This is a genomic window from Pseudaeromonas pectinilytica (assembly GCF_054780855.1).
Genome location: NZ_BAAGVN010000116.1, coordinates 1 through 6,314, shown reverse-complemented (window position 1 = coordinate 6,314; position 6,314 = coordinate 1). Strand labels below are relative to the sequence as shown.

At 50.9% G+C, this 6,314-nt stretch carries 3 protein-coding genes; 1 reads left to right on the top strand and 2 read right to left on the bottom strand.

All coding sequences use genetic code 11. The features are described from left to right. Positions 1-100: 100 nt before the first annotated feature. Complete coding sequence (locus tag ACYVG7_RS08500) at positions 101-580, top strand: tetratricopeptide repeat protein (protein ID WP_460882725.1); 480 nt, start codon at positions 101-103, stop codon at positions 578-580. Between the two features lie 390 nt (positions 581-970). Here ACYVG7_RS08500 and ACYVG7_RS08495 read toward each other — a convergent pair whose 3' ends face one another. Together ACYVG7_RS08495 and ACYVG7_RS08490 are read right to left on the bottom strand one after the other, a co-directional pair. After that, positions 971-1,936 carry a hypothetical protein gene (locus ACYVG7_RS08495; protein ID WP_460882724.1) on the bottom strand — a complete coding sequence of 322 codons (966 nt, stop codon included), beginning with the start codon at positions 1,934-1,936 and terminating at the stop codon, positions 971-973. A 59-nt stretch (positions 1,937-1,995) separates the two neighbouring features. After that, positions 1,996-6,234, bottom strand: coding sequence for a LysM peptidoglycan-binding domain-containing protein (locus ACYVG7_RS08490; RefSeq protein WP_460882723.1), 4,239 nt, complete (start codon positions 6,232-6,234; stop codon positions 1,996-1,998). Positions 6,235-6,314: the final 80 nt, after the last annotated feature.

Sequence of the window (6,314 nt, the reverse complement as noted above, 5' to 3'; positions counted from 1 at the left end):
AAAAGAAAGACGCTATAAACGCGGGCAGAAAAAAAGTGATCGGCATGATGTTATTGGCTGATCGACATGATGTTATTAGCCAGAAGTGATGGAATTACCAATGACGATGTTTGATCCGGATGAATTGCTGGCGCTAGCCCATCTAGATCTGAATAAGGAGCGCTATGATCAGGCGCTGGCCCGCCTGAAGGTTCTGATGAGTGCGCAGGAAGTACCGATCGCCGCCTATTCGATGTTGGGGCGTGTGTATGCCATCCTCGGTTTGCACGAACGGGCCAAGGAGGCATTAGAAACCTATCTACGCCTTAGACCCGATGTGGTGCCAGAACACTTTCATCTGGGCATGCTGTATCGGGATAGCGGGGAAGGGGAGCAGGCTATGGAAATCTGGGCTGCCGTGTTGGCCAAGGCGCCGAATTTTCCGCCGGCACTTTATCATCAGGGGCTCTATCTGCTAGAGCAGGGGCTGCGACATGAAGCCATTGATAAACTCAATCAGATCCTGGAAACCGCCGATCCGGCGGATGAACATATCGGTATGGCCAATAGCCTGATGGCCGAAATCAGTCTGCAGTCATAAGTGACAAGCCCTCCTCTTCGTGAAGGGGGAGGGCCTGTTATTATGAGTTCAATAAATACTTAAAATCGGGAGCTTGACAGTACGCTGTGCAATTAAACCGGCCAGTCAAGGAACCGCCTTGATTGATAATCCTCTGATTAACTACGTTCGAATTTACTTAGGTTAAAAATAAAAGTACTACCGTTGGGTTAATGCTAGTCAGTTGAGAGAATTTGAGTCCAACGCTGCATGGCATAAGGACTAAAAAGTGAGGGATGCATGATGCATCCCTCTATCTATTGAATGTCAATCAGGACAAGTGTTTGACCAAATTACCCTTTTAACCTCAAGACCTTTTTCAATAATCGCATTAGTGAATATTTAGTCGTAAAAGTGCTTAACTGATCGGCATTACTGCCGTTGAGTCGACTTAATTAGCTGATAAAGCGCTTGTCGTTCAGGGGTATTTGGTGCGAACACAAAAGGCCTCCCAAATAGATTCTTAACGCATTCATTTGTGGATAGCAGATTGGGTCGTGTCACTAACGCCGCCGACACGGAAGAATATAGCCTTATTGCATCTTCCTTTGGTATAACAGACAGTAAAAAATCATCACCAGGATTGATCGGACAAGGAGTGACCACTTTCCCCTGCACTAATACGACATTCTCCAAATACGTCAGCTGATTTTGATATAAAATAAGTCCGATCTGTGTACTGAAGTGATACATAAATGGATAACGCGATGCCCAAGGAGAAAACTTCACAAGTGTTTGATAGGCGATAAGGTCTTGTGGGACAGAGTCTGAACCCAGCGAGATCAGGTTGGCCCAGTAGTGCATATATTTGACAGCCCAAAAAAATGTCTGTCTAAATCTGGAATAGGCATTGGTTCCCTGGCCCCAAATATTTTCGCTTCTGATACGATCCCACTCAGATGGATCAAAATTATCCGTCAAACTAGTGCTTTGTGTCTGCCGTAGTATTTGATTTTGCACCGAAAGTCTTAAGACAAATTTTCTATAGCGTAGTTTTTTCCCCCCATTAACTTCTCTGTAAAGAGTATCTATCTCTTCATGACCAGCCATTAAATGGGAAAATAGCATACCAACCACTTCAATATCTTTATTTACTTTTTTGCGTTGGTCTTCCGTAAGCGACTTGGCCAAAGATTCTATCATCTGCTCGGTAGCTTCCGAGCAAGGGTAAATTCTTACTACAGATCCTTGAGTGAAATTAGACTTACGATTTGAATTGATAAAGATTGACATAAACTCACGAAATGAAATCTCTGCCGTTGCCAGCGGTGCCGTTTGGCACTCGGTCGGTTGTTCGGCATAGACATTAATTAGTGTGATATTCAGCTGCTCGTCCATTGCAAGGTCACCACACTGACCTTGAATGCTCAAAAGAAGCAAGAGCAATGTCCAGAACCTCATGACAAGCGCCCACTTGGAGCCAGATTTACCGCCAAGTCACGGTTCCAAAGTGTGGGTTTCACTAGCAGATCGCCAAACATACGATAGATTCCATGATTATGGGTTTTGCCCTGCGGATTTATTCTACTTACACCGGCACCATCTTTTTGACTTAAATTACCATTAACCATATCAACTTTATTGCGATACAAGTCAGCATCCATCAGGCCATCCTTGCTGTAGTACATCGCCTCGCCGTCGACTATGCCCTTAGCGGTCATATGATGCGACTTGCCATCCGGTGACCAATACATTTGCACTTCGCCCCATTCATAATTGTTGTGTTTTGAACTGTCAGAAATCAGTGATACAGGATTGTTATACATAATCTTGAATTGTGCAAACGAGTCTCGAATGTTTTGGGTATCCAACAGATATTCATACATCCTTTCTATTGAACCGTGTTCAGTCTGGTATGTTTTATACTGTTCTATCGCAATCTTATCTGTCAGCATAATTTGCATCCTATCTGCCCCGCTAGCAATGCCATAAGCTACGATCAATTCACGGGCGATATATGCTTTTTGCACTCCCAGGCCAGCACCTTTATATGAGGCACCCAAGCTGTTTGTTAATTCTGTATTTCTAATATTAAAATACTCATCCCATGACTTGGTGTTAAGGTCTGGATCATCAACTCTACCCAGAATATCCGTTAACACTTCCCCAAGTGTGCTGAAGTTTGGTTTTGTCACACTGCCAATACAGTTTACGGTTGTCCCTGCCAGCATGGCTTTGTCTACTTTGAATGCACCGACGCCAACAGGCACCATCTCATGAGTCGATGCCATTAATAATCCCGAGTCATAAAGCTTTTGGATTTGTTGTTCTGACTTCTCGAGCTCTGTTTGCTTTTTAAGGATGGCCGTCATATTTTCGCCCGCTTCTTTCTGATAACTGCCCACAATGCTGTTACCCATCGCGTTACCAAATGCATCGATGGCGATATCGCTCCACTCGCGCTTGCCGCCGATACCCAACCACTGGCGGGCACTGTTCTCGGCCCAACCACCTGCAAAGTTGCTGGCCATATCGCGCATCATCAGTTGGTTGGCATTCGTACCATCCCCCGCAATCTGCGCACCGGCATAATGGCCGGCTATCGAGCCCGCCACATTGGCCGCGATGCCCGCCCAGCTAAAGCCACCTTCGCCGGTCATTGCCCGATTGACTAGATAGTTACCGCCCGCCTGCAGTGCCGAGCGGCTAGCAATAGCACCTATCTCCGTCGATGTGCCGACAATGCTCCCGGCTATGGCGCCGACCCCAGCCGATAGTGCGCCTCGCGCTCCAGCCTTAAACACAGCTCCCATATCGAAGCCACTTTGTTGGCCAATGGCCCACCCGACCAGCTGACCTGCGGCATTACCCGCCATAGCACCCACAGCGGCTCCGGCAATCATGCCACCGGTCACGCCCAAGCCGGTGGCCGCTGTGCCAGCCGCCGCTGCCCCGATACTGGCCGTGCCTGCGGTCCCCACAGAGGCAACACCGGCAGCTGTGCCCGTAAATGCCAAGCTGGCTCCGTAAGTCACGATGGCCGCCACAATAATCACTACCAACATGACCAGCATGGCACCACATTGACTCGGCGCCGGTGGCGCTATCGGTTGTGCCTCACTGGCGCCGATGATGCTGCTGGCATTGTACGGCTTGAACGTCGAGCTGGTATTGTGCAACGTCTCATTAACGCTCGGAATGGTCAGTTGCACCCCATCGGTCAGCAAGCTGTTGCTCTCGATGCCGTTGGCATCGGCCAGCACATACCACAGTGAGCTGTCACCCCACTGCTTGCCAGCAATGCTCTGCAGCGTATCGCCACTTTGTACCGTGTAGGTTCCCGGTGAGGTTAGCGCCATCTCACCTTGCGATTGCACGTTGCTGCTGAAGTCACTGGCAAAGTCGGCCTTGCCCGGTGTCAACAGGGTGCCGGCGGTTCCCAGCACCTGGCCATTGCTGTAGTAGTAATCCTGCAGCTTCTTGCCATCGCGACGGAATATCACCTGACCGTCGCGGTTGGACACCATGAAACGGTCATGGCCATCCACATCGGTGTTGGTGCCGCGCACATACATCAGCTCGCCAGTATTGGTGTAGTAATAACTCAAATCACTCGGACGCCATTTGCTGCGACTGGTGGCCACCGAGTCCTTGAGCAACTGATAGCTACCGCCCAGGAAGCTGTAGGTCTTGGTGTGGGTCTCGGTATAATCTTTGACGTTGGCCGTGGTATTGACAGCAAAAGAGACGTTGGTCTTGTACGCATCCACGCTGTAGGTGAGCAGGTTGCCCGCCTTGTCATAGCTGTTGTAGTTCACCACGGAAGCGGTGACCATCACCGCAGTTTGCGTGGTCGCAACTGATGGCGGACCACCGTAGGGGTTGGTGGGAGTCGTGGTCGGCGGAGAGACATACTCAACATCAACCACCTCTTTTTTGCTGGTCTGTGTCGTCAGCTGATTAGAGCTGTTCCAGCTATAGGTGTCGGTACCAATCAGTCGACCGACGGTGGACAGGCTGTGGCCTTCGCCTGCATACATGGCATAGGTATTCTGGGTGACCAGACGACCAAGGCTATCGTAGTTACGGGTGTAGTGTTTGCTGAGCGTCGTGCCACTTAAGTCGAGGAAGCTGGTGGTGGCTTTGGTCTCGTATTGCGTGCTGACATTGCTGCTGCCGTAATAATAATCATATTTCTGATAGCTGTAGTTGTTGCCATCTTTCGCTTTCTCACCAATCCGCCGCCCAAGAGCATCGGTCAGCAGATAGCGGCTGTCCTGCTGCCAGGACGCGGCGACGGTATAATTCGCATTGGCTGCCGTCGCATTAGCAAAGGTCAACACATTGTCGGCGTTATACAGGTAGTAGTAATTCTTGGTTTCCAGCGTTCCGCCGGTGCTGGTTTTGTACACCTGGCTTTGCACCTGGCGGCGGTTACCCGCCGCATCATAGGCATAAGTCAGCGCCAGCAGCCCCGAGGTTTGGTCAACATTGACGTTGGTCGGTGGTGTGTAACCGTAAGTCGATGCTGCCGACTCCAGCAGGGTCGGCGTCACCTTGCCTTGAGGTGACGTCACCTTGACTAGGCGACCTTGGGCATCATAGGTGCTGTTGAGCGTGCGGGAGGCACTAAATAGCAACGTCTCGCTGAATGTTTTGGTGATTGGGGCGCCGTAGGTTTGCGCTTCTTGCCAGGTCGCCGTCCGGACAATACTGCGGCTGGATGCGCTGGATTCACTGATCCGTTGTCCCAATGCATTGTAGGTGTAGGTACTGCTGTCAATTCGCGAGGCCCCACTCGTGGCGGTGGTCGCATTGGCTCCCGCCACGTTGGTACTCTTCCACTTCGCCAAGTCGGCACCCAAGGTTGCCCAGGTGCCGGAGGCACTGGTGTCCTTATCCTCGATGCTTTGCACCCAGCCATTGCCGTAATAGGCATAGGTACGCACCTCACTCCCCGTAGTGGCGGTCGCCACTTCTTTGTGTGCCGTCAGGGTATAAGTGGTGGTCTTGGCGCCCTGCACCAACTGTGTCACATTGCCGAAGGTGTCGTAACTCCAAGTCTGCGTGCTGGTTGCCAGCCCCTCAATCTGCTCGCTGGTTTTGCGGCCAGCGTTATCGTAACTGTAACTGGTGACTGTTCCGCCGAGACTGCGACTCTGCAGCACTTGCCCCGCCGCATCGTAGCGGGTGTAGGCCGTACTATTGGCATTAAATGATATTCCCGTGCAGTCCGTCACCCGACGCCCTGCTTGGTCGTAACTGTACAAGTGAGTCAGGCTGCTTATTAGCCTGTATCCGTCGACCGCAGTTTCGCCTTGAGCAATCAACAAGCCCCGGTTGTTGTAATCGCTGCGAGTGATCCGTTGTGCTGTGGCTGTCGCAATGCCACCTGATCGCGTGGCAGCCTCGCCTTTGTAGCGCTCCTGACCGAAGGCATCATAGCGATACTCAGTTGTCACCCCGGAGCTCTTGGTCTGGGATTGCAACAACCCGGCACTGTCATAACTCCAATACACCGAGTTCCCCAGACCATTGGTGAAGCGTGTCTGATTACCCAGGCTGTCATAAGCGTAACTCTGCACGATAGCCTGAAGCGTGACACTGCCATCCGCCGCCATGACATTGACGGCCGGCAACTGCTCCCAGGTCACCTTGTTCAGAATGTTGTAGCGCTGGGTGGTGGTCGCCAGCATGGCATCATGTACAGGATCTTTAGCTACAACCAATTGAAATAGATAGAAAAAAGGCTTCGTTTGTGATCTGATTTAATCGC